The organism is Streptomyces catenulae (genome assembly GCF_000718015.1).
GTDB lineage: Bacteria > Actinomycetota > Actinomycetes > Streptomycetales > Streptomycetaceae > Streptomyces > Streptomyces catenulae.
In genome coordinates this window covers 136,374-159,521 of the sequence record NZ_JODY01000008.1, presented here as the reverse complement: position 1 = coordinate 159,521, position 23,148 = coordinate 136,374, and the positions used below count along the sequence as shown (strand labels likewise).

The following is a 23,148-nucleotide window of genomic DNA, read 5'->3' as shown; positions in this document are numbered from 1 at the left end:
TGACCTTCCATTCACCGCACCCTAATTCTGAATGAATTCATACAGGATGCATCCAGGGAGGTGGTGTCCATGGCCGGTGTGGTGGAGAAACGCTCGATCGACGTCGTCCCGGACGAGGAGCGGCACGGCAGCGCGTTCAATCAGTTCACGCTCTGGCTGGGCGCCAACCTCCAGATCACCGCGGTGGTCACCGGGGCGCTGGCCGTCGTCTTCGGCGCGACCCCCTTCTGGGCCCTGGCCGGACTGCTGATCGGCAATCTGCTCGGCGGCGCCGTGATGGCACTGCACTCCGCGCAGGGCCCCCGGCTCGGACTGCCGCAGATGATCACCTCCCGGGCGCAGTTCGGGGTGCGCGGCGCGGTCGTCCCGCTGGCCCTGGTCATCGTGATGTACATCGGCTTCTTCGCCAGCGGCACGGTGCTCGCCGGGCAGGCGGTCGGCCAGCTGACGCATCTCGGCGACACCACCGGCATCCTTGTGTTCGCGCTGGTCACCGGCGTCGCCACAGCCGTCGGCTACCGCCTGATCCACCTTCTCGGCAAGATCGCCGGGCTGGTCTGCGCGCTCGCCTTCGTCTACCTCGGCGCCCGCCTCCTCCACCAGACCGACCTGGGCGCGCTGCTGCATCCACACGGTTTCGGGCTCCCCGTCTTCCTGCTCGCCGTCTCCCTCTCGGCCTCCTGGCAGCTGGCGTTCGGCCCGTACGTCGCCGACTACTCGCGCTATCTGCCGCGCCACACCTCGGCGCGGGCGACGTTCTGGTGGACGCTCTCCGGCTCGGTGCTCGGCTCGCAGTGGTCGATGACGTTCGGCGCGCTGGCCGCCGCCGCGGCGCCCGCCGCCTTCGTCGGCCACGAGGTGACGTACATCGTCGGGCTCGGCGGCACCGGGCTGATCGCCTCACTGCTCTACCTCGTCATCGCGCTCGGCAAGCTCACCATCAACATCCTCAACACCTACGGCGGCTTCATGTCGCTGGTGACCGGCGTCAGCGGCTTCCGCACCCAGCGCACCCTGTCACCGCGCGCCCGCAGCGCGTACATCGCCGGGATCATGGTGGCGGGCTCCGTGGTCGCGCTGCTGGGGAAGGACTCCTTCCTCACCGCGTTCAAGGACTTCCTGCTGTTCCTGCTGACGTTCTTCACGCCGTGGTCGGCGATCAACCTCGTCGACTACTACCTGATCTCCAAGGAGCGGTACGACATCCCCGCCCTCACCGACCCGCGCGGGCGCTACGGCGCGTGGAACGGCACGGCGCTCTCGGTCTACGCGGTCGGCGTCCTCGCCCAACTGCCGTTCCTGGCCACCGCGTTCTACACCGGCCCGCTGGTCGGCCCGCTCGGCGGCGCCGACCTCTCCTGGCTCGTCGGCCTGCTCGTACCGGCCGTGCTGTACGGGATCTTCGCCCGCCGCGACACCGGACGCCTGGTGCCGCCGGAGCCGGACCCGGCCACCGCCGAGGGGCACGAACCGGCCACGCCCCGCTGAGCCCACCGCACCCCGGAAAGAGAAAGGCGGGGACCGCCGCACCCCGGCCGTGGCCGGGGTCGGGACGACGGCGGTCCCCGCTGGGGACGCGCTCCGGGCCAGGTCCGGAGGGGCGTCCCGGCGAAGTGGGAGGTCCGGGAGCCGCTCCGGAGTTCCGATCGCCGTGACCGACAATCTGCCGGACCCGTGTTAAGTACGTGCTGCGTCCGTATGACGCGTACGTACATCTTGCGCGGCGGGGCGGCGCCGTGCCGCGGACCGGACGGCCGACGGGGCGGCCGGGCCCCCGCCGACCGCCCCGTCGCACACCGGCCGCGCCGTCACTTCCCCGCTTCGCGCGCCAGGTACGCCAGCAGGTCCTGGCGGCTGACGACGCCCTTCGGCTTGCCCTCGACCAGCACGATGGCGGCGTCCGCGCCCTCCAGGACCGCCATCAGATCGGCGACCGGCTCGCCGGAGCCGACCTGCGGCAGCGGCGCCGACATGTGCTTCTCCAGCGGGTCCGACAGCGAGGCGCGCTGGGCGAAGAGCGCGTCGAGCAGCTCCCGCTCGACGACGGAGCCGACGACCTCGGCGGCCATCACGTCCGGGTGCCCGGCGCCCGGCTTCACGATCGGCATCTGGGAGACGCCGTACTCGCGCAGCACCTCGATCGCCTGGCCGACGGTCTCCTCCGGGTGCATGTGCACCAGCGACGGCAGCGCGCCCTCCTTGTGGGCCAGCACCTCGCCGACGGCGGCGGCGCCGCCCTCCTCCAGGAAGCCGTAGTCGGCCATCCACTCGTCGTTGAAGATCTTCGAGAGGTAGCCGCGGCCGCTGTCCGGCAGCAGGACGACGACCACGTCGTCGGGGCCGAGCCGGGAGGCGACCTCCAGGGCGGCCACCACGGCCATCCCGCAGGAGCCGCCGACCAGCAGCCCCTCCTCCTTGGCCAGCCGCCGGGTCATCTGGAAGGCGTCCTTGTCCGACACCGCGACGATCTCGTCGGCGACGGTCCGGTCGTACGCGGTCGGCCAGAAGTCCTCACCGACGCCCTCGATCAGGTACGGCCGCCCGGAGCCGCCGCTGTAGACGGAGCCCTCCGGGTCGGCGCCGACGACCTTCACCCGGCCGTCGCTGGCGTCCTTCAGATAGCGGCCGGTGCCGCTGATCGTGCCGCCGGTGCCGACACCCGCCACGAAGTGGGTGATCTTCCCGTCGGTCTGCTCCCACAGCTCCGGGCCGGTCGACTCGTAGTGCGAGCGCGGATTGTTCGGGTTGCTGTACTGGTCCGGCTTCCAGGCCCCGGGCGTCTCCCTGACCAGCCGGTCGGAGACGTTGTAGTACGAGTCCGGGTGCTCGGGGTCGACGGCGGTCGGGCAGACCACGACCTCGGCGCCGTACGCCCGCAGCACATTGATCTTGTCCATCGAGACCTTGTCGGGACAGACGAAGATGCACTTGTAGCCCTTCTGCTGGGCCACGATCGCCAGCCCCACGCCGGTGTTCCCGGACGTCGGCTCGACGATGGTGCCGCCCGGCCGCAACGCGCCCGACTCCTCGGCGGCCTCGATCATCCGCACCGCGATCCGGTCCTTGACCGAGCCTCCGGGGTTGAAGTACTCGACCTTGGCCAGGACGGTCGCCTGGATCCCTTGGGTGACGTTGTTGAGCCGCACGAGCGGGGTGTTGCCGACGAGCTCAATCATCGAATCGTAAAACTGCACGGTGGTCTCCGCGGTCGGGGGCACGCTGTCCTGCGCCCATCACATCAGCCTATTGCCCGCCCGTCTGCGGGGCCGCCGCGTTGCGTTCGGTGCACGACGGGGCAACAACCTGTTGTACGAGTTCTCACCGCATGTCCGGCGTGCGCCGACCGGTACGGCCCGGGGCACGCCGACGCACTGCACGGGGAGGTGCCCGGCCTATGCCGATGACGTTGTCCAGGGCGAGGGTGGCCCGGCGGATCGCCGCCGCCGCGGCGTACGGCGGCGGCGGGATCGGGCTGCTCGGGGTGGCCGCCGCCGGGGTGCTGCTGACCGAGGTCCGGCTGGCGCGCCGCACGGTCGGCGGCTCCGGCGACCTCCCGCCGTGCGCCGACGGCCGCTACGGCGCCGCGTTCGGCCACGGCGCCGACCGGCCGCCGCTGCGCCTCGCCTTCCTCGGCGACTCCACGGCGGCGGGCCAGGGCGTGCGCCGGGCCCGCGAGACACCGGGCGCGCTCCTCGCCTCCGGCCTCGCCGCGCTGTCGGAGCTGCCGGTCGACTTCCGCAACGTCGCGCTGCCCGGGGCGCAATCCGACGACCTGGAGCGCCAGGTCGCGCTGCTGCTGGCGGACGGCGCCCCGGCCCCGGACGTCTGCGTGATCATGATCGGCGCGAACGACGTCACCCACCGGATGCCCCCGGCCCGCTCCGTACGGCTGCTCTCCGACGCGGTCCGCGGGCTGCGGGCGGCCGGGAGCGAGGTCGTCGTCGGCACCTGCCCGGACATGGGCACCATCGAGCCGGTCTACCAGCCGCTGCGCTGGGTGGCCCGGCGGCTGTCGCGGCAGCTGGCGGCGGCGCAGACCATCGGCGTGGTGGAGAACGGCGGCCGGACGGTCTCGCTCGGCGATCTGCTGGGCCCGGAGTTCGAGGCCCGGCCGCGGGAGCTGTTCGGCCCGGACAACTACCACCCGTCGGCGGAGGGCTACGCCACCGCCGCGATGGCCGTGCTGCCGACGCTCTGCGCCTCCCTGGGCCTGTGGCCGGAGGGCGAGCACCCCGAGCCCGCCCGGTACGAGGGCGTACTGCCGGTCGAGGAGGCCGCCGCGGAGGCCGCGTCCGAGGCCGGTACGGAGGTCGCCTCGGCCCGCGCGCCCTGGGCCCTGCTCAAGCACCGCAGGCGCCGCCGGATCCCGGCCCCGGAAGAGACCGAGCAGCCACCGGCGGCCCGGGGCGGGGGCGCCGTGGGCGCGGGGCCCACCTCCGCATAAGCGTCCGCTTAGAAAAGAGTCCCGCATCACAGCGCGCACCCCGTGACCTCCGCGGTACGTACCGGTAACTTCCCTGACAGTCCCGCCCGCCCGCGCCCGCCGAGGCCCCCGGGTCTCGCGCCGCCGCACGTTACGACCCCATGGAGCCGTGATGCCCGAAGCCGTCATCGTCTCAGCCACCCGCTCCCCGATCGGCCGCGCCTTCAAGGGCTCGCTCAAGGAGCTGCGCCCGGACGACCTGACCGCGAAGATCATCGAGGCCGCGCTGGCCAAGGTGCCCGAGCTGGACCCCCGGGACATCGACGACCTGATGCTCGGCTGCGGGCTGCCCGGCGGTGAGCAGGGCCACAACCTCGGCCGGATCGTCGCCGTACAGATGGGCATGGACCACCTGCCGGGCTGCACGATCACCCGCTACTGCTCCTCCTCGCTCCAGACCTCCCGGATGGCGCTGCACGCGATCAAGGCGGGCGAGGGCGACGTCTTCATCTCGGCGGGCGTCGAGACCGTCTCGCGCTCCGTGAACGGCAGCTCGGACGGGATGCCCGGCACCCACAACCCGCTCTTCGCCGACGCCGAGGCACGCACCGCGGCCCGCGCGGAGCAGGCGGGCGCGGACTGGCACGACCCGCGCGCGGACGGCCTGGTCCCGGACGCGTACATCGCGATGGGGCAGACCGCGGAGAACCTCGCCCGGTTCAAGGGCGTCACCCGTCAGGACATGGACGAGTTCGGCGTCCGGTCGCAGAACCTCGCCGAGAAGGCCATCGCGGCCGGGTTCTGGGAGCGGGAGATCACGCCGGTGACGCTGCCGGACGGCACCGTCGTCGCCAAGGACGACGGCCCGCGGGCGGGCGTCACGGTGGAGGGCGTGCAGGGCCTCAAGCCGGTGTTCCGCCCGGACGGACTGGTCACCGCGGGCAACTGCTGCCCCCTGAACGACGGCGCCGCGGCGCTGGTGATCATGTCCGACACCAAGGCGCGCGAGCTGGGCCTGACCCCGCTGGCCCGGATCGTCTCCACCGGCGTCTCCGGCCTCTCCCCCGAGATCATGGGCTACGGCCCGGTCGAGGCGAGCCGGCAGGCGCTGCGCCGGGCCGGTCTGTCGATGTCCGACATCGACCTGGTCGAGATCAACGAGGCGTTCGCCGCCCAGGTCATCCCGAGCTACCGGGACCTGGACATCCCCCTCGACAAGCTGAACGTCAACGGCGGCGCCATCGCCGTCGGCCACCCCTTCGGCATGACCGGCGCCCGCATCACCACCACCCTGATCAACTCCCTCCAGTGGCACGACAAGCAGTTCGGCCTGGAGACGATGTGCGTGGGCGGCGGCCAGGGCATGGCGATGGTCATCGAGCGGCTGAGCTGAGCCGCAGCGGAGGGTGGGGGTCATCCGACGAAGGAGGATGGCACCCGCCCGCAGCGGAGGCGAAGCGGAACGCGACCATGAAAGCGCGCGGCTGAGCTGAGCCGCAGCGGAGGGTAGGGGTCGCCCGACGAAGGAGGGCGGCACCTGCCCGCAGCGGAGGCGAAGCTCAGCGCGACCAAAAAAAGGGGCGCGGCTGAGCTGAGCCGCTGAGCTGAATCGTCGCCAAGGGTGCGCGGAAACCGGGAAGTCAACTCCCCCGTTTCCGCGCACCCTTCGTCGTCGTGCGGGCACCCTCGGCAAGGGCGCGTGAGGTGGGTCACCCGGTGACAAGATCGCGACCCAATCGCCGCCAGGATTGTGACCAACGCCCCGCCGGAGAAGGGTTCTTGCAGGTCAGCCGGGGGTCACTCGGTCGCATGAGGCCGCAGGCCCCCACTATTTCGGGACAAAGCGCACTGGGCGCGGTCGCCGACGCCCGTCAGGCTGAGGTAGAAGTCGAAAGACCTTCTGCTATGGGGAGTACACCAGTGAGCGAGCGCAGCGAACCCAGCAAGGCCGCCGTCGCGGCCGTCGGCCGGGCCCGGGCCGTCGACGGGCGCGCGCCGCGCGCCGCCGAGGCCGCGGAGCGACGGGGGGAGGGCGCATGAGCGTCGTCGACCTCGTCCTGTTCCTGGCCGTGGCCGGTGCCGTGGCGGTGGGCGCCGCGGCGCTGCACACCGTCCGGGGGCTGCGCCGCCAGCTCGCCGAGGTGCGCACCGAGCTGGTGTCCACCCGCGAAACCCTCTCCGCCCACGCCGACGCGGTCCGCACCGTCCCGGCGGCCCGGCAGAGCCCGGCCGAGGCGACGCCGCTCGCGGACATACGCGCGGCGGTCGCCGACGCCCTCGCCGAGGAGCGGGAGCGGGAGCTGGCCGAGGCGCGGGCGTTCTGGGCCGCCCAGGAGGCCCGGGACGCCGCGGACGCCCCGTCGCTGCTGGGCGGGGTGCCCGGGATCGGCGAGGAGAGCCCGCTGGACCCCCGCGATCTGCCGGACGACCGGTTCGACGCCCGGCCGTTCCTGCCCCGCCAGGCGGACCTGGCCGGTCTGGAGCCGCTGCTCGGCCCGGACGCGCTGGAGCCGTTCGCGGTGCCGGAACCGTTCACCGCGGTCGAGCCCGCGCCGGAGTCGTCGGACGCGCTGCGGGCCGCCGAGTGGGAGACGGCGGAGGAGGGCGAGTCGGCGGAGCTGGCCGCGGCCCGCCGTCGCCACCCCTCGCACCCGGACTTCACGCCGGTCGCCGCCGTCACCGACCACGAGCGCACGGTGGCGCGGCTGGAGGAGCTGGCCGAGCGGAGCGTGCCGCTGGTCGACGTCCGCCCGGGCCCGCTGGGCACCCTCGACGTCTACGTCTTCTCCGACGGCACCACCCTCTGTCTGACGCCGGGCCACCGCGAGACGTCCGAGAGCGTCGCCGAGGCGCTGCGGGAGGGTCACGCCCCGGTGCTGCTGGGCGGTTCCGCCATCGCCGGTGCGTACGCCCTGACGTTCGCCTGGGGCGAGGACCGGCAGGAGAGCGTCTACCTTCTCGCCGACCGCGTCATCGCCTCGCTCTGACCGGCCGTCGGCGGCGCGCCCCACGGGCCGCCGCCCCGGCTCACCAGCGCCGCGCCGTCTCCCCGACCCGCGCCACGGCCTCCGCCACATCCCCGGCGGAGGCCGTTTCCGCGTTCCGCAGGGCCTCGACGAGGTCGTGCCCGGCGACGGCGAGCTGGTCGCCGACGGCGAACAGCCCCGCGTCGGGCAGTGCGTACGGCTCCCGGTCCGGGCGTTCCAGGCGCTGGGCGCGGGCGGTCAGCTCCCGCGCCAGGGCGAGCGCGTCGGCCGCCGCGCCGCGGCGCAGGATGCTCTGCGGCATCGAGCGGAGGCGGTCGGCGAAGGAGTCCACGGCGTGGACCAATGGCGTTACGTCAGGCACGGCGCGAGCCTATGCGACGGCGCACGGCGGCGCGCACGGCCGCCGGGGGCGGTCCGGCGGCGGGCGGGCGGTCCCCGGGCACGCCGGAGCCCCGCGGGCGACTGCCCGCGGGGCTCCGTGACGGTGCGGTGCCGGGCGGCGGGGTGACGCCGCCTCGGCCCGCCGTCCCGTCAATCGCGCAGGATCGAGATCAGCCGCAGCATCTCCATGTAGATCCACACCAGCGTGGTGGTCAGGCCGAACGCGGCCAGCCAGGACTCCTCCCGCGGGGCGCCGTAGGCGATGCCGTCCTCGACCTGCTTGAAGTCCAGCGCCAGGAACAGCGCGCCGAGGACGACACCGACCAGACCGAAGACGATGCCGAGACCGCCGCTGCGGAAGCCGAGGCCGTCACCGCCGCCGAACGCCATGAACAGGACGTTGACCAGCGACAGCAGTACGAAGCCCAGCGTCGCGATCATCAGGAAGCGGGTGAAGCGGGCGGTGACCCGCACGATCCGCGTCTTGTAGGCGATGAGCATCGCGACGAAGACCGCCATCGTGCCCAGCACCGCCTGCATCGGCGCGCCGTTCATCTTCGGCAGGTCGTTGAGGTTGCCGCTGAGCGCGCCGAGGAAGAGCCCCTCCAGCGCCGCGTACCCCAGGATCAGCGCCGGCGACGGCTTCCGCTTGAAGGACTGGATGAAGCCCAGCACCATCGCGGCGATACCGGCACCGATCGCGAAGCCGATCTTGTCCGACAGGTACAGCCAGCCGACGACGGCGCCGACGATGACCGTGCCGAGGGTGAACGCCGTGCGGACGACGACGTCGTCCATCGTCATCGGGCGGGTCTGCGGCGTGTACTGCGGTGCCTGGGTGGCGGTCTGCGCGTACGGGTTGGCCCCGGCGTACGGATCGGCTCCGACGCCCCCGGCCTGCGGCGGCGCGTTGAAGCCCGCGTAGCCGGTGTCGCGGCTGAACCCCCGTCGCGAGAAGACCGGGTTGCTGCTCCTCATCCTCACTCCTCCATGGCCGCCCTGCGCGACCTCGCCACAAGAGTAATGGCTTGGCAAAGACGCGGGGCTACTTCCTGAGCACGATTTCTCCCCCTCCGTCAGGGGCGCGCCTACACCACGAAGAGTACGAACGGCCGTCCGCGATCGTGCCCGGACCCGGCGACGGGTCCGGGCGTGGCGCGGATCAGTAGCGCAGCAGGGCGGCGACGCCGTCGGTGCACCGGGTCGGCGGCTGGATCTCGCTGAAGGACGCGTCGCCGAGGACCGCGGCGCGCAGCAGCAGGAGCGGCGCGGGCGCCTCGAACACCGTCGGGTCGTCGCCGAGGGCCGCCCGATCGGTGGCCAGGGCGCGGGGGTTGCGCTCCGAGGTGAAGAGCGGGACGTCCTGGGTGGCCGTGGGCGGCGCCATGTAGAGGGTGTCCACCCGGCCCTCGGCGAGCGCCTCCTTCACCGCCGGGATGCCCTGGAGGGCCTGATCGCCGTCGAGTGCGCTCTCCAGTTGCCGCAAGGCGTCCCGGTGGGACTCGGCCGAAATCTCGTGGAGCGCGGTGTCGGCCGCCTCCCGCAGCGCCGCCCGGGCCTGCGCGTCGGTGCGGCCACCGCCCACCTTCACCAACCGCTCCGCCAGCGGCCCGAGGTGATCCCGCAGCAGTCCGAACGCCTTCGGGTCCCCGGCGACCAGGATGACCTCGGCGTCCACCGCGTCGACGGCGTCGCGGACGTCCTGCGCCGCCTGCTCGGTGTTCTCGGACCAGACGTTGACGGTGCGCCGGTGGAACGACGCCTGCGCCTCGGCACCGGCGCGGACGCGGGTGATGTGCAGGGTGCTGCCGTTGAAGGTCCGCCGGAAGGCCGGTTCGTGGGCGGCGGCCGGGTACCCCTCGACGTCGGCGCCCTCCCGGTCGACCGCGACGAGCACGTGCGGCACCTGGTGGTCGCGGTCGAAGGCGAGCAGCAGCGGGTCGGGCACCGGCGTCCAGAGCGCCCGGTCGGCGGCGGGCGGCTCGGTCAGGGTGAAGGCGCCGAGGAGTCGCCCGTCGGCGGCGAACAGCGCCTCGCCCTGGGGTCCGGACAGGTCGGGCACGCCGCCGACGGTGGCGTCCAGCGCTTCGAGCGTCGCGTCGTCCGCGCCCTGTTCGGCCAGCGTGCGGCGTGCGGTCCGCCAGCGGGTGGCGATCCGCTCGTCCGCGTCCGGGACCGCGCGTGTGGTGTCGAGGTACACCGAGGCGACCGGGGCTCCCTCCGTGTAGAGGGGACGCAGGAAGGAGAGTTCCATGCCGTAAGCCACCATCCTCAATACGCTCAAATCCGACAAAAGCTCACCATACGCAGAGCAGGCGCGACTTCCGGGACCCCGGCGACCGGCGCACGGACCGCACCCCGGATGGGCCGCCCGCCCGGAATTCGGGGCACCGCGCACCCCGCCGCCGCCCGGAGCGACGGCGCCGCCGGACCCGTCCGCCCGGAGGCGCGCCGCGCTTCTCCACGGGCGGACGAAATCCGGTCGGCGGGACGGCGAATTCCCCGGAACGAGCGAATACGAAATACCGCGGAACGCCTCCGGGAAATCACCCGCACACGGCCTCCGGCCCGTTATCCGGCACCGGCTCGCGGCGCCGCCACAAAGCCCGCACACCACCGCGTGACCCTACGGATTCGTACGGTCACGGAATGGGCCGCGGGAAGGAAGGGAGCCGCCCCGCAATCGTCCGCCGCATTTCTCCGGAAGCGGTGCCGGTCCGTCCGGGTGGGCGGTGCGGCGCGCCCGGCGGTCCGGCCGGGCGGCGGGCGTCCGGGCAGGGAGAACGCGGCGGCGGGCGGGCGCGGACAGGCTCCGCCGGGGCGGAGTGTGAACGGGATGTGTCAGGGTATGCGCGGCACGGCGCAAGGTCCGGGAAAACCCTTCGGAACGGGCGGCCGATTGCCGGAAGTGCCCGGAGCCGGACTTGAACCGGCACGGCCCGAAGGCCAGCGAGGTTTAAGCTCGCCGTGTCTGCATTCCACCATCCGGGCGTGGACTCCCCCATGCCCCCACAGAGGCAGCACGAGCGTAGCCCGCAGGCCACCTGACCCCCGGCCGCTCATCCCGAGGTTGTCTTATTTTATTGGCAACTGAGGGTGCGTCAGCCACCACCGCGGGCTGTTGTCACATGCCTGTGGCGCACCTCCGGCGTAACGTCCTGAAACACGTTCGGGCCCCGAAATGACGGAAAGTCGCCGTACCGCCTCGCCAACCCGCCCCGATATGTGCTCGGCCGACACTCCGGCAGGAATCCCACCGGGCCGGACACCCGGCCCCCGGACCGCCCCGCGCCCCTCCCGCCCCCCGCGCGCCCGGCCGTCTCAGGGGCGCCCCTCATCCCCAGGGATGACGGCCGTGGTGCCCGATACGCCCCAGGTCGGGTCCAGGACGGGCGTCGGGGCTGACGTTCCGGGGGGCTCCGCACGCCGACGATGGAAAGGTCCCCAGCCGCGGCCGTCCCGCCGCACCGTTTCGACGAGGAGCACGCTTCCGTGACCACCATCCCCACCGGCGCCCCCACCGCCCCGCGCACCACCGCGGCGGCCGCCCGCGCGACGGACCTCAGCAAGGTCTACGGAGAGGGTGAGACCCGGGTGGTCGCCCTCGACGCCGTCTCCGTCACGTTCCACCAGGCGCAGTTCACCGCGATCATGGGCCCCTCGGGCTCCGGCAAGTCGACGCTGATGCACTGCATGGCGGGGCTGGACACAATCTCCGGCGGCAGCGCCCGGATCGGGGACACCGAGCTGACCGGGCTGAAGGACAAGAAGCTCACCCAGCTGCGCCGCGACAAGATCGGCTTCATCTTCCAGGCGTTCAACCTGCTCCCGACCCTGACGGCGCTGGAGAACATCACCCTCCCGATGGACATCGCGGGCCGTAAGCCCGACCGCGCCTGGCTGGACCGCGTCGTGACGACCGTCGGCCTCGGCGGTCGTCTCAAGCACCGCCCCGGCCAGCTCTCCGGCGGCCAGCAGCAGCGCGTCGCCGTCGCCCGCGCCCTCGCCTCCCGGCCCGAGATCATCTTCGCGGACGAGCCGACCGGCAACCTCGACTCCCGCTCCGGCGCCGAGGTCCTCGGCTTCCTGCGCAACTCCGTCCGCGAACTCGGCCAGACCGTCGTCATGGTCACCCACGACCCGGTCGCCGCCTCCTACGCCGACCGCGTCGTCTTCCTCGCCGACGGCCGCATCGTCGACGACATGCCCCACCCCACCGCCGATCTGGTCCTGGAACGCATGAAGGGCTTCGACGCCAAGGGCCGTACCAACTGACGCCCCGCCGCCCGCACTTCGGACCTCTCCCCCAGGACTACTGACCCATGCTCCGTACCGCCCTGCGCAACGTCCTCGCGCACAAGGCCCGGCTGCTGATGACCGTCCTCGCCGTCATGCTCGGCGTCGCCTTCGTCTCCGGCACCCTGGTCTTCACCTCCACCATCTCCGGCGGGCTGCGCGCCAGCTCCCAGGCGGGCTACGCCGACGTCGACGTGGCCGTCCGGCCCACCGGCGACGGCGCCGGGCCCGGCGCCCGCCCCGCCCTCGACCAGAAGCTGCTCGACAAGGCGGCCCACGTGCCCGGCGCCGCCTCGGCCACCGGCACCGTCACCGGCTTCACCGCCATCGCCGACCGCCACGGCAAGCTGATCGGCACCGGCTTCGCCACCCGCGGCGGCAACTACTACCCCGGCGCCGACGGCAAGGACGCCCGCTACCCGCTGCGCGACGGCACCGCCCCGCACGGCGCCGACCAGATCGCCCTGGACGCCCGTACCGCCGACGAGGCCGGGTACAAGGTCGGCGACACCGTCCGGATCTCCTTCGACGGAACGGTCCACGAGCCCCGGCTGACCGGCGTCTTCACCACCACCGACGGCGCCGTCTCGGCCGGTGGCAGCCTCGCGCTGTTCGACAACGCGACCGCCCAGAAGCAGCTGCTCGCCCCCGGCAAGTACAACGAGATCCACGTCAAGGCCGCCCCGGGCACCTCGCAGAGCGCCCTGGAGTCGCAGATCCGCAAGGTGCTGCCCGCCAAGGGCGCCGAGGCCACCACCGGCAAGCAGCTCGCCGACGACGAGGCCGACCAGATCGCCGAGAGCATGCAGAGCATGCAGACCGCGCTGCTGGGCTTCGCCGGTATCGCGCTCTTCGTCGGCATCTTCCTGATCGCCAACACCTTCACCATGCTGGTCGCCCAGCGCACCAAGGAACTGGCGCTGCTGCGCGCGGTCGGCGCCAGCCGCCGCCAGGTCACCCGCTCGGTGCTGATCGAGGCGTTCGTCGTCGGCGCGGCAGCCGCCGTCACCGGTCTGGCCGCCGGTATCGGCATCGGCGCCGCGATGCGCGCCCTGATGAACGGCAGCGGCGCGATCGTCCCCGACGGCCCGCTCGTCGTCGACGTCTCCACCGTCGTCACCTCGCTGGTGGTCGGCATCGGCGTGACCGTCCTCGCCGCCTGGCTGCCGGGCCGCCGCGCCGCGAAGATCCCGCCGGTCGCCGCGATGAACAGCGTGCACGCCACGGCCACCACCAAGTCCCTGGTCGTCCGCAACGCCCTCGGCGCGCTCCTCGCCGCCGCCGGTATCGCCGCCGTCCTGGCCGCCACCGGCATGAGCGACGGCAAGGCCGTCCTGGGCCTGGGCGCGGTGCTGCTGCTGATCGGCGTCTTCGTCCTGACGCCGCTGCTCTCCCGCCCGCTCATCGGCCTGGCCGCCCCGCTGCTCCGCGCGTTCGGCATCTCCGGCAAGCTCGCCCGGCAGAACGCGGTCCGCAACCCGCGCCGCACCGCCGCCACCGCCTCCGCCCTGATGGTCGGCCTGACCCTGATCACCGGTCTGACGGTGATCGGGAACAGCGTCCAGAAGGGCATCGACAAGATGGCCGTCGACTCCCTCAAGGCCGACTACATCGTCTCCATGGCCGGTCTGACGCCGCTCTCCCCCGAGGTGGCGCAGAAGCTCGGCAGCCTCGACGAGGTCACCGCCCTCAGCCCGATGCGCAGCTCCGAGGCCGAGATCGGCGGCCACACCGCCTATCTGACCGGCGTCAACGGCAAGGACTTCGCCAAGCTGACCCGCCTCGACTTCACCTCCGGCTCCCTCGGCGACCTCGCCGACCGCGGCATCGTCGCCGACGAGGACACCGCGAAGGAGAAGGGCTGGAAGGTCGGCTCCCGCGTCCCGGTGACGTTCGAGGACGGCCGGAAGGAGACGCTCACCGTCTCCGGCGTCTACCGCGGCAACGAGATGATCCAGCAGATCGTCGTCGACAACGGCGTCCTGGGCGGCCACCAGAAGAACGCCACCGACCTCAAGGTCATGGTCAAGACCAAGGACGGCGCCACCGACGCCACCAAGCAGAAGCTGATCGACGCGCTGGGCAAGAACCCCGCCCTCACCGTCGAGGACAAGAAGGACGTCTCCGACGGCATCTCCCAGTCGGTCAACCTGCTGCTGAACATGCTCTACGCACTGCTCGCCATGGCCGTGATCGTCGCCGTCCTCGGCGTCGTCAACACCCTGGCCATGTCGGTCTTCGAGCGCTCCCAGGAGATCGGCATGCTCCGCGCCATCGGTCTGGACCGCACCGGCGTCCGGCGGATGGTCCGTCTGGAGTCCCTGGTGATCTCGCTCTTCGGCGGCGTCCTCGGCATCGGTCTCGGCGTCTTCTTCGGCTGGGCCGCCGGTGAACTGATCTCCGCCACGCTCACCACCTACGAACTGGTGCTGCCCTGGGGCCGGATGGGTCTCTTCCTCGCCCTGGCCGCCCTGGTCGGCGTGGTCGCCGCCCTGTGGCCGGCCCGCCGCGCGGCGAAGCTGAACATGCTCACCGCCCTCAAGGCGGAGTAACCGCCCGCACACCCAGGAGGGCCCCGGACCGTACGCGGTCCGGGGCCCTCCTGCCGTCCGGTGGCTCAGCCCTGCCAGACGCGCGGGCGCAGCGGCAGCCCCGACGCCCCGGACTCCGGCGTCCGCACGGCGAGCACCTGGTTGACCCCTATGCGGTTGCGCTCGAAGGAGAGCGCGGAGGCGGCCATGTAGAGCCGCCACACCCGGGCCCGGCCCGGCGTCGTCAGCCGCACCGCCTCCTTCCAGCGGGCCTCCAGGTTGGCGACCCACCGCCGCAGCGTCAGCGCGTAGTGCTCCCGCAGCACCTCCACGTCCCGCACCTCGAACCCGGCGTCCTCCAGCGCCCCCGCGGTCCGGCCGACGGGCGACAGCTCACCGTCCGGGAAGACGTACCGGTCGATGAACTCGTCGACGTGGTAGGTGTCCTCGTCGGTCAGCGGGCGCCGGGCGATCTGGTGGTTGAGCAGCCGCCCGCCGGGCTTGAGCAGGGCGTACAGCGCGTTCGCGTACTCGGCGTAGCGGGCCCGCCCGACGTGCTCGGCCATCCCGATCGAGGAGATCGCGTCGAACGGCTCGTCATGGATCTCGCGGTAGTCCTGCACCCGGATCTCCACCCGGTCGGCCAGCCCCGCCTCCGCGACCCGCTTACGGGCGTACGTGGCCTGCTCCTCGGAGAGGGTGATGCCGACGGCCCGGACGCCGTACTCGCGGGCGGCGTGCAGCACCATCGAGCCCCAGCCGCAGCCCACGTCGAGGAGGCGCTGCCCCTCGGTGAGGCCGAGCTTGCGGCAGATCAGGTCGAGCTTGTCGCGCTGCGCCTCCTCCAGCGTCGCGTCGGGGCCCGCCCAGTAGGCGCACGAGTAGACCATCGACGGGCCCAGCACCAGCGCGTAGAAGTCGTTGCCGACGTCGTAGTGGTGGCTGATGGCTTCCTTGTCGCGCAGCAGCGTGTGGAGCGGACCGCGGCGGGTGCGGGCCTCCTCGGCGGGCGGGGACGGCGGCAGCGGTACGGCCGCGAGGGACAGCAGCTCCTTGGCCGCCGCGCGGATCTCGGGCCGCGCCAGGGCCCGCAGCACGGGCGCGCGCTGCGGTGCGGGGGCGGCGGTGCCGCGCTCCCAGATGAGACCGGCCAGCAGATCCAGCGCCTCGTAGAGATCGCCCTCGATGTCGAGGTCTCCGGCGACCCAGGCGCGGGCCAGGCCCAGTTCGCCGGGTTTGAAGAGCAGGCGGCGCAGGGCCCGTCGGTTGCGGAAGACGAGGACCGGGGCGCCCGGAGGGCCGAACTCGCTGCGGTCCCACGCGCGGATACGGACCGGGAGCTTCGCCCCCAGCACCTCCTCGGCGAGCCTGGTGAGCCGTCCAGCGGCGTCGGCCATGTCGCACACCTCCGTCTTGACGAGTCGGCGAAACACTTTCACCGACCACGTAAACGCCGTGCAGGCGCCCGGATAGTCCCGTTCCCGCGTAAGGGGACGGTAAAGCGCGTCACGGCTCCGACGGCGGACATGCCGAAGGGCGCCCGCCCCACGGATGGCGGACGCCCTTCGGGCCGGCCGGACTATGCCGACCTGGAGATCAAGAAGCCTTGGCCTTCGGCTTGTCGGCCTCGGCGGCGGGCTTCGGCGCCGGCTTGGCGGCCTCGTAGAACTCCTCGCGGGGGTTCTGCATGGCGCTGAGCGAGACGACCTCACGCTTGAGGAACATCGCGAGCGTCCAGTCGGCGAAGACCCGGATCTTACGGTTGAACGTCGGCATCGCCATGCCGTGGTACGCGCGGTGCATGTACCAGGCGAGACGGCCCTTGAACTTGATCTTCGCCTTGCCGACGACGATCATCGCGACGCCCTTGTGCAGGCCCAGACCCGCAACCGCGCCCTTGTTGGCGTGGCTGTACTCCTTCTGCGGGAAGCCCCGCATACCGGAGACCACGTTGTCGCCGAGGACCTTCGCCTGCCGCAGCGCGTGCTGCGCGTTCGGCGGGCACCAGGCGTTCTCGTTACCGGCCTTGCGGCCGACCATGTCCGGCACCTGGGCGTTGTCGCCCGCGGCCCAGATGTAGTCGGTGCCCTGCACCTGGAGGGTGGCGGCGGTGTCGACGTGACCGCGCGGGCCCAGCGGCAGACCGAAGCGGGAGAGCGCCGGGTTCGGCTTGACACCCGCGGTCCACACGATGGTGTCCGAGTCGACCTCGAGGCCGTTGTTGAGCACGACGTGACCGTCGACGCAGGAGTCCATGCCCGTCTTGAGGTAGACCTCGACGCCACGGCCCTCAAGATGCGCCTTGCCGTAGGCACCGAGCTTCGGGCCGACCTCGGGGAGGATCTTGTCGGCGACGTCGACGACCAGGAAGCGCATGTCTTCGCGCTTGACGTTGTTGTAGTACTTCGCGGCGTCGCGGGCCATGTCCTCGACCTCGCCGACGGTCTCCGCACCGGCGAAGCCGCCGCCGATGAAGACGAAGGTCAACGCCTTGCGGCGGACCTCCTCGTCGGTGGTGGAGTCGGCCTTGTCCAGCTGCTCCAGCACGTGGTTGCGCAGGCCGATGGCCTCCTCGACGCCCTTCATGCCGATGCCGTTCTCGGCAAGGCCCGGGATCGGGAAGGTACGGGAGACCGCACCCATCGCGATGACCAGGTAGTCGAAGGGCAGCTCGTACGCCTCGCCGACCAGCGGCGCGACGGTGGCGACCTTGCGGTCCTGGTCGATGGTGGTCACCCGGCCGGTGAGAACCTCCGCCTTGGGCAGCACACGCCGCAGCGGAACCACGACGTGGCGCGGGGAGATGCTGCCGGCCGCAGCTTCAGGGAGGAAGGGCTGGTACGTCATGTACGAGCGCGGGTCGACGACCGTGACGGTCGCCTCGCCGTACCGCATCTTCTTGAGGATGCGACGCGCCGCGTACAAACCTACGTACCCACCGCCTACAACGAGGATCCTGGGACGCTCCGTGGTGCTCATGCAATCGAGTATCCACCTCCCCCTGGGGGGCTGCTCGTGAGCCCCTTCACAAGGTTCGTAGGGGCATCTGCTACACTCCGCCGCCCCCGTGACCGACGCCATAGCACCGATGGGGAACCACCGGGCCACGCGAGGCGTTGATACCCCCGTTGATCAGGCGTTGCGGGCGCGCCGACCGCTGGACCACCGGCCGGGACGGGTCGCCCTTAGCACGTCCGGAGCCGCACTTTCCCCGCTCACAAGGGACCTAGGACCTTCGAATGAGGGTCGGAAGCCCGGTTTCTTCGTCCATCCGGCACCTTTTTCATGTGAAGGATTTCACGAACTTTCTTCCCCGGGACCGCCCGCCGGGCCCGGGAGCGGCGTCGCCCCCGGGCCCGGCGGCGGCCCGAACCCCGCGAAATCCCCTAGCCGACGCGGGCGTACATGTTGGGGTTGTAGGAGGAGAAGGAGGAGACGCGGACGTTCTTCCCCGGTCGCGGCGCCTCCAGGTACTGGCCGTTGCCGAGGTAGATCGCCACGTGGTGGATCCCGTAGGACGAGCCGCTGGACGACCAGAAGACGAGGTCGCCGCGGCGCAGCTGGGAGCGGGCGATCGACTTCCCGGCGCGGTACTGGTAGTCGGCGACCCGCGGCAGCGAGATCCCGGCCCGCCGGTACGCCTGCTGGACCAGGCCGGAGCAGTCGTAGGAGTACGGCCCGTTGCCGCCCCAGGCGTACGGCTTGCCGAGCTGGCTCATCGCCCACCCGATGGCGGCCTCGGTGCCGTGCCGCGAGGGGGTGCCCTTGCCGCCGGAGCCGGAGCCGGAGCCGCCGGTGCTGCCGGAGCCCTTGGGGACGGAGCCGGAGCTACCGGTCCGGGCCTCGTAGATGTTCCGGTGGCTGGTCCACCACCAGTGCCCGCTGCTGCGGTACCAGTACACCCGGTCGACGGCGTCCCATCCGGCCCGGCCACGGAAGGTGGGTGAGCTGTTGTGCCCGGTGGACGGGGCGGGGCGGGCGGGGCGGGCGGTGCTGCCGCCGCTCTTGCCGGTGTAGCGCTCGTACTTCGCCCTGTAGCTGGTCCAGCGCCACTCACCGGCGGCGTTCTTGAACCAGTACTTCGTACCGTCCCAGCCCGCGTGGCTCGGCGCCGGTTCCGCGCTCGCCGGGCCCGCGCCCGTGCCGACCAGCACCGCCGCGCCCACCGCCGCGACGACGGCACCGCGCACGGTGCACCGCGGCCGGTGGCCGCCGGACGCGTCGGCGACCCGGCCCCCCGTGCAGAAGTCGCACGGGCAGTCGGTCGGGGCCTCCTCGGTGAATTCCGGTGTCCGCATATGTGACCTGCCTTTCCCTGAGCGCCGGCTCAGCTTTCGGACGCCGCGCTGCCGCGCGCCGTGTAGAAGGCCACGGTCAAGTCCTTGACCAGGGCCTTCCGTTCGTAGTCGTCGAGTTCGACGAGTCCCCGTGCGGTCAGCCTGCGGACGGTGTCGTCCACCGCGTCGACGACCGAGGTCAGCACGGTGTCGCGGTGCCGGGCGTCGATCGCCGCGATCTGGCGGCGCTGCATGGCGCCCGCCACCTCGGGCGCGTACTCGATCCGGGTGGGCTGCGCGGAGAAGACCTCGATCCCGACCGGTCGGCAGTCGGCGGCCAGCATCCGGGTCAGCGCGTCGCCCACCGCCTCCGCGTCCCGCAGGGTGGAGGGGGCGGTCGGGCCGGGGCGGCCCTCCTCCTGGAAGGCGTCGGCCGGGGCCTGCGACAGGACCCGCGCCATCGCGGCCTCCACCTGTTCGCGCAGGTACTCGGCGTGGTCCTCGACGGCGAGCAGCGCCCGCGCGGTGTCCTTGACCCGCCAGACGACCATCACCACGGCACGTAGCTGCGCACCGTCCGCGTCCACGGCGGGCATCGGCTCGCTGCGCCAGTGCCGCAGCCGGACGTCCACCCGGCGGCGCAGCAGCATCGGGCTGATCCACAGCAGTCCGGCGCGCCGGACGGTGCCCCGGTAGCGGCCGAACAGGCTCAGCACCAGGGCGCTGCCGACCCGCCCGCGGGTCAGCCCGCCGAAGGCGAGCAGCGCCACCACGGCCGCGGCGGCGATCAGCAGCCCCTCCCGGCCGCGCAGCCGCCCCGGGCCGGTGACCGGCAGGCCCGTGGCGCGGACCGCCGATTCGGGCAGCACACCGCGCCACCAGAGCAGGGCCACGACGCCCACGAGCGCCAGTAGGCCGACGGCGAGGGCGAGCCAGCCGGGGAGCGCGGGGCCGCGCCGCTCGGTCAGGGCGGGGTCCGCCGACGGGGAGCGGCGCACCGGCGTCCGGGTGTCGCCGCCCCGGGCCGCGGGCTCCCCGGTGTCCTGGGCCGCGGACCGCGACGGCTCCCGCCGCGCCCGCTCCGCGGGGCCCTTCCCGGCGTCCTGTCCGGCGCCCTTCCCGGCACGCTTCCCGGCGTCCCTCTCGGCGCCCGTACGTCCGGTGCGCGGCGGCGGCTCCTCCTCGGCCCGGCCGCCGTCCGGGGGCCCGGGCGCGTCGCGGCCGGTCCGCTCCGCCGTGTCCAGCAGTCCGTTGGCGGCGGCGATGCCCGCCACCGCGGCGTCCGCGGCCGCCGGGGCGGCCGACCGGGTCGCCGTACCGCCCGCCCGCGTCGCCTTGCCGACCGACCGGGTCGCCGTGCCGCGGGCCGGGAGCGCGTCCTCGAACTCGTCCCGGAAGGGCAGTCCGGTGTCCACGTCCAGCAACGGCACCAGCACCAGCGGCTGTTCCGCGGTGTCCGCCTCCGCCCGCGGGCCGTGCCGCTCCGCCGCCGCGCCGTCCGCCGTCTCCTCCGCCGCTCCCTCGCGGAAGAGCTTGTCCATCGGGATACCGTCACCGCGCCATGCGTTGTACGGCCGCTTCGGCTTGGCGGGTACGGGCGCCGAATCACCCTCGTGCTGCTCATCGTCGGGTATCGATGCCATCGTCCGCTCCGTCGTCGCAGGAACCGCGGCGAGGCCGTGGAGGGGATAACCGTGCGCAACCGGGCCGGACGGTCCCGGACGGCGGACCGTCCGTGCCCTTCCGGGGCGCTCGGCTCCCGATTGCCTCCACGACCGCCCGTCCTCTCAACTGCCTTTAGATGTCGCCTTTTAACTGACCAAAAGATGACCAGAGGCCACCAACAAGATCTTTACAGAGCGAACCGGGCACACCAGCAGCCGAAAGTCCCGAAATGAAGGGACTTTCGACCCAAGAAATCATGTGCGGTCATGCGGTAGGCAGTCGCCGGGCCCCCCTCGCCGTACGCGGCTGCCGAACGCCCCGGCGTGGCGGCGGCTCCCGGCGCGCCGTGGGCGTTACCCTCCGCGCGCGTCCCGCGCCGCCCGCCCCCGGTACGCAGCAGTGCCCCCACCGGGAAGGGTGGGGGCACTGCGTGTGGCGTTCCGCGGGGTGTGCGGCGGGTGTGCGGCACACCCGGTCCGGGCCGGTGCTACGGGGCGCTCTTCCCGGCGTCCTCCGCTGCCTTGAAGGCGATGCCGTCCAGGATGTCGTGCTCGCTGACGACGACCTCCTCGGCGCCCGTCCGGTCCATGATCTCCAGCAGGACGAGGGCTCCGGCGGCGATGACGTCGACGCGCCCCGGGTGGATGACCGGGACCGCGGCGCGTTCGGAGTGGGTGGAGGTGACCAGCCGGTCGGTGATCTCCGCGACGCGGGCGCGGGAGATACGCGCGTGGTGGACGGCCTCGGAGTCGTAGTGGTCGAGGCCGAGGGCGATGGCGGCGACGGTGGTGACCGAACCGGCGAGCCCCACGAGGGTGGCGGCCTCGCGGAGCGGCACGGCGGCCTCCGCCTCGTCGAGGGCGGCGGCCACATCCGCCTTGATCGCGGCGATCCGGTCGGGGGCCGGCGGGTCGCTGATCCCGCCGTCGTGCACCAAGTGCCGCTCGGTCATCCGCACGCAGCCCATGTCGACGGAGCGGGCGGCCCGGACGGTCGTGTCGCCGAGGACGAACTCGGTGGAGCCACCGCCGATGTCCACGACGAGGTACGGGCGGGCGAGGTCGGGGCGGCCGGTCAGCTCGCGGGTGGCGCCGGTGAAGGAGAACTCCGCCTCCTGGTCGCCGGTGATGACCTCGGGCTCGACGCCGAGGATCGCCACCACCCCGCGGACGAAGTCGTCGCGGTTCTCCGCGTCGCGGGAGGCGGAGGTCGCCACGAAGCGGGTGTGCTCGGCGCCCAGCTCCTCGATGACGGCGGCGTACTCGCGGCAGGCGGCGAAGGTCCGCTCCAGCGCCTCGGGGGCGAGGCGGCCGGTGCGGTCGACGCCCTGGCCGAGGCGGACGATCTGCATCCGGCGGTCCAGCTCGATCAGCTCACCGGTGGCCGGATCGACGTCGGCGACCAGCAGGCGGATGGAGTTGGTACCGCAGTCGACGGCGGCGACCCGGGTCATTCGGCGTCTCCTTCGGCGGCGGCGCTCTCGTCGCACGGGCTCACGCACGGGCCCTTGCGCCACCACTCGGGCAGCATCGCGATCGCCTCGTCGCCGAGCGGGTTGACGCCGGGACCGGCCGCGAGGGAGTGGCCGACGAGGACGTGCAGGCACTTGACGCGGTCCGGCATCCCACCGGCGCTGGGGAAGCCCTGGAGGACCTCGATGGCGTCGCGGCGGCGGATGTAGTCCTCGTGGGCGGCGCGGTAGGCGGCGGCCAGCTCGGGGTCGGTGGCCAGCCGCTCGGTCATCTCCTTCATCACGCCGTTGGCCTCCAGCGTGCCGATGGCGGAGGCCGCGCGCGGGCAGGTCAGGTAGTACAGCGTCGGGAACGGCGTGCCGTCCTCCAGGCGCGGGGCCGTCTCGACGACGTCGGGCTGACCGCAGGGGCAGCGGTGGGCGATGGCCCGCAGGCCGCGCGGCGGGCGGCCCAGCTGCTCCTTGAAGGCGGCGATGTCCGCGGCGGTGGGCTCGGTGGGCTCGGTCTGGGGCGGAGGCGTGTCCATGTGCGCTTTCGGTGGGATCTTCGATGGGTCTTCGGTGCTCACGGCCGCGGGCCGGTGGCCGCGGCCGGGGTGCGGCGGGTCACCGGTCGGCCGTGTCGACGTCGGCCCAGAGGTTCTCGTACCAGGGGCTGGAGGCCGCCGAGGCGCCCTCGCGCGCGGCGCCGTCGTCGGCGCGCGAGCCGTCCTGGACGATATAACCCGTCTCGCCGGGGCGGACGAAGTGCAGATGCAGCCGGGCCTGCTGCTCGACGTAGGCCGGGTCGCGCCAGCGGGACTTCTCGTCGCGCAGCCGGTCCAGGGTCCGGGCCGCCTCCTGGGCCTTGCGGCGCTGGTCGGCGATGTCGGAGCGCTGCGAGACGTACTGCCGTATCGGGTAGGCCAGGGCCACGACGAGGGAGCACATGACGAGGGCCAGCAGGGCGGCCCGGCCGGTGAGGCGGTTGCGGCGCGGGCGCCGGACGCGCTGGACGCGGGCCGCCGCCTGTTCGCCGAGCGCCTTGAGCCGGGTCGCGGTCGAGAACCGGTCCGCGGACACGTCGCCTCCCCTGTTGGCCGACCGTCATGGAGTGCGCGCGCCCCCGCCGGGCGGA

General features: G+C 72.8%; 17 protein-coding genes and 1 tRNA gene. 6 read left to right on the top strand and 12 right to left on the bottom strand.

All coding sequences use genetic code 11. From position 1 onward, the window contains the following. Positions 1–69 precede the first annotated feature (69 nt). Positions 70–1,488 carry a purine-cytosine permease family protein gene (locus tag IF23_RS0110465; RefSeq protein WP_030282199.1) on the top strand — a complete coding sequence of 473 codons (1,419 nt, stop codon included), beginning with the start codon at positions 70–72 and terminating at the stop codon, positions 1,486–1,488. Positions 1,489–1,808: 320 nt separating this feature from the next. Here the strand turns inward: IF23_RS0110465 and IF23_RS0110460 are convergent, their stop codons facing one another. After that, positions 1,809–3,194: a cystathionine beta-synthase gene (locus tag IF23_RS0110460; protein WP_030282197.1), complete on the bottom strand. Its 1,386-nt coding sequence runs from the start codon at positions 3,192–3,194 to the stop codon at positions 1,809–1,811. A gap of 200 nt (positions 3,195–3,394) precedes the next feature. Here IF23_RS0110460 and IF23_RS0110455 point away from each other — a divergent pair, with 200 nt between their 5' ends. The 3 genes from IF23_RS0110455 (at position 3,395) to IF23_RS0110440 (ending at position 7,410) form a co-directional block, all read left to right on the top strand. Next, positions 3,395–4,444 (top strand): SGNH/GDSL hydrolase family protein, encoded by a 1,050-nt coding sequence (locus IF23_RS0110455; protein WP_078653897.1) that lies wholly within the window; start codon positions 3,395–3,397, stop codon positions 4,442–4,444. A gap of 151 nt (positions 4,445–4,595) precedes the next feature. Beyond that, a complete protein-coding gene (locus IF23_RS0110450; protein ID WP_030282193.1) occupies positions 4,596–5,816 on the top strand; it encodes an acetyl-CoA C-acetyltransferase in 1,221 nt (406 codons plus the stop codon). 643 nt (positions 5,817–6,459) lie between these two features. Continuing rightward, positions 6,460–7,410 carry a hypothetical protein gene (locus IF23_RS0110440; protein WP_030282191.1) on the top strand — a complete coding sequence of 317 codons (951 nt, stop codon included), beginning with the start codon at positions 6,460–6,462 and terminating at the stop codon, positions 7,408–7,410. 40 nt (positions 7,411–7,450) lie between these two features. Here IF23_RS0110440 and IF23_RS0110435 read toward each other — a convergent pair whose 3' ends face one another. From IF23_RS0110435 to IF23_RS0110420, 4 genes are all read right to left on the bottom strand, one after another. After that, positions 7,451–7,771: a hypothetical protein gene (locus IF23_RS0110435; protein ID WP_030282189.1), complete on the bottom strand. Its 321-nt coding sequence runs from the start codon at positions 7,769–7,771 to the stop codon at positions 7,451–7,453. Positions 7,772–7,941: 170 nt separating this feature from the next. Continuing rightward, positions 7,942–8,769: a Bax inhibitor-1/YccA family protein gene (locus tag IF23_RS0110430; protein WP_030282187.1), complete on the bottom strand. Its 828-nt coding sequence runs from the start codon at positions 8,767–8,769 to the stop codon at positions 7,942–7,944. 184 nt (positions 8,770–8,953) lie between these two features. Beyond that, complete coding sequence (locus IF23_RS0110425; RefSeq protein ID WP_030282185.1) at positions 8,954–10,045, bottom strand: baeRF2 domain-containing protein; 1,092 nt, start codon at positions 10,043–10,045, stop codon at positions 8,954–8,956. A 655-nt stretch (positions 10,046–10,700) separates the two neighbouring features. Next, positions 10,701–10,782, bottom strand: a tRNA-Leu gene (locus IF23_RS0110420). 441 nt (positions 10,783–11,223) lie between these two features. Here IF23_RS0110420 and IF23_RS0110415 point away from each other — a divergent pair. Both IF23_RS0110415 and IF23_RS0110410 read left to right on the top strand, forming a co-directional pair. Continuing rightward, positions 11,224–12,066, top strand: coding sequence for an ABC transporter ATP-binding protein (locus IF23_RS0110415; protein WP_425423824.1), 843 nt, complete (start codon positions 11,224–11,226; stop codon positions 12,064–12,066). A 47-nt stretch (positions 12,067–12,113) separates the two neighbouring features. Next, positions 12,114–14,639 carry an ABC transporter permease gene (locus IF23_RS0110410; protein ID WP_030282182.1) on the top strand — a complete coding sequence of 842 codons (2,526 nt, stop codon included), beginning with the start codon at positions 12,114–12,116 and terminating at the stop codon, positions 14,637–14,639. A gap of 65 nt (positions 14,640–14,704) precedes the next feature. On the opposite strand, the gene IF23_RS0110405 is transcribed toward IF23_RS0110410, so the two are convergent. From IF23_RS0110405 to IF23_RS0110375, 7 genes are all read right to left on the bottom strand, one after another. Then, complete coding sequence (locus IF23_RS0110405; RefSeq protein ID WP_030282180.1) at positions 14,705–16,015, bottom strand: SAM-dependent methyltransferase; 1,311 nt, start codon at positions 16,013–16,015, stop codon at positions 14,705–14,707. Between the two features lie 199 nt (positions 16,016–16,214). Further along, positions 16,215–17,597, bottom strand: a complete 1,383-nt coding sequence (locus tag IF23_RS0110400; protein WP_030282179.1) for an NAD(P)/FAD-dependent oxidoreductase — start codon at positions 17,595–17,597, stop codon at positions 16,215–16,217. Positions 17,598–18,004: 407 nt separating this feature from the next. Continuing rightward, entirely contained in the window at positions 18,005–18,916 is a 912-nt protein-coding gene (locus IF23_RS31965; protein WP_051739463.1) for a C40 family peptidase, read from the bottom strand. Between the two features lie 29 nt (positions 18,917–18,945). After that, complete coding sequence (locus tag IF23_RS32530) at positions 18,946–20,538, bottom strand: SPFH domain-containing protein (protein WP_078653896.1); 1,593 nt, start codon at positions 20,536–20,538, stop codon at positions 18,946–18,948. Positions 20,539–21,047: 509 nt separating this feature from the next. Then, positions 21,048–22,013 (bottom strand): Ppx/GppA phosphatase family protein, encoded by a 966-nt coding sequence (locus IF23_RS0110385; protein ID WP_030282173.1) that lies wholly within the window; start codon positions 22,011–22,013, stop codon positions 21,048–21,050. Further along, positions 22,010–22,558, bottom strand: coding sequence for a DUF501 domain-containing protein (locus tag IF23_RS0110380; protein ID WP_030282170.1), 549 nt, complete (start codon positions 22,556–22,558; stop codon positions 22,010–22,012). Before IF23_RS0110380 ends, IF23_RS0110385 begins: the two co-directional genes overlap by 4 nt. A 79-nt stretch (positions 22,559–22,637) precedes the next feature. Next, on the bottom strand, positions 22,638–23,093 hold the full coding sequence (locus tag IF23_RS0110375) for an FtsB family cell division protein (protein WP_030282168.1): 456 nt from the start codon (positions 23,091–23,093) through the stop codon (positions 22,638–22,640). Positions 23,094–23,148 lie beyond the last annotated feature (55 nt).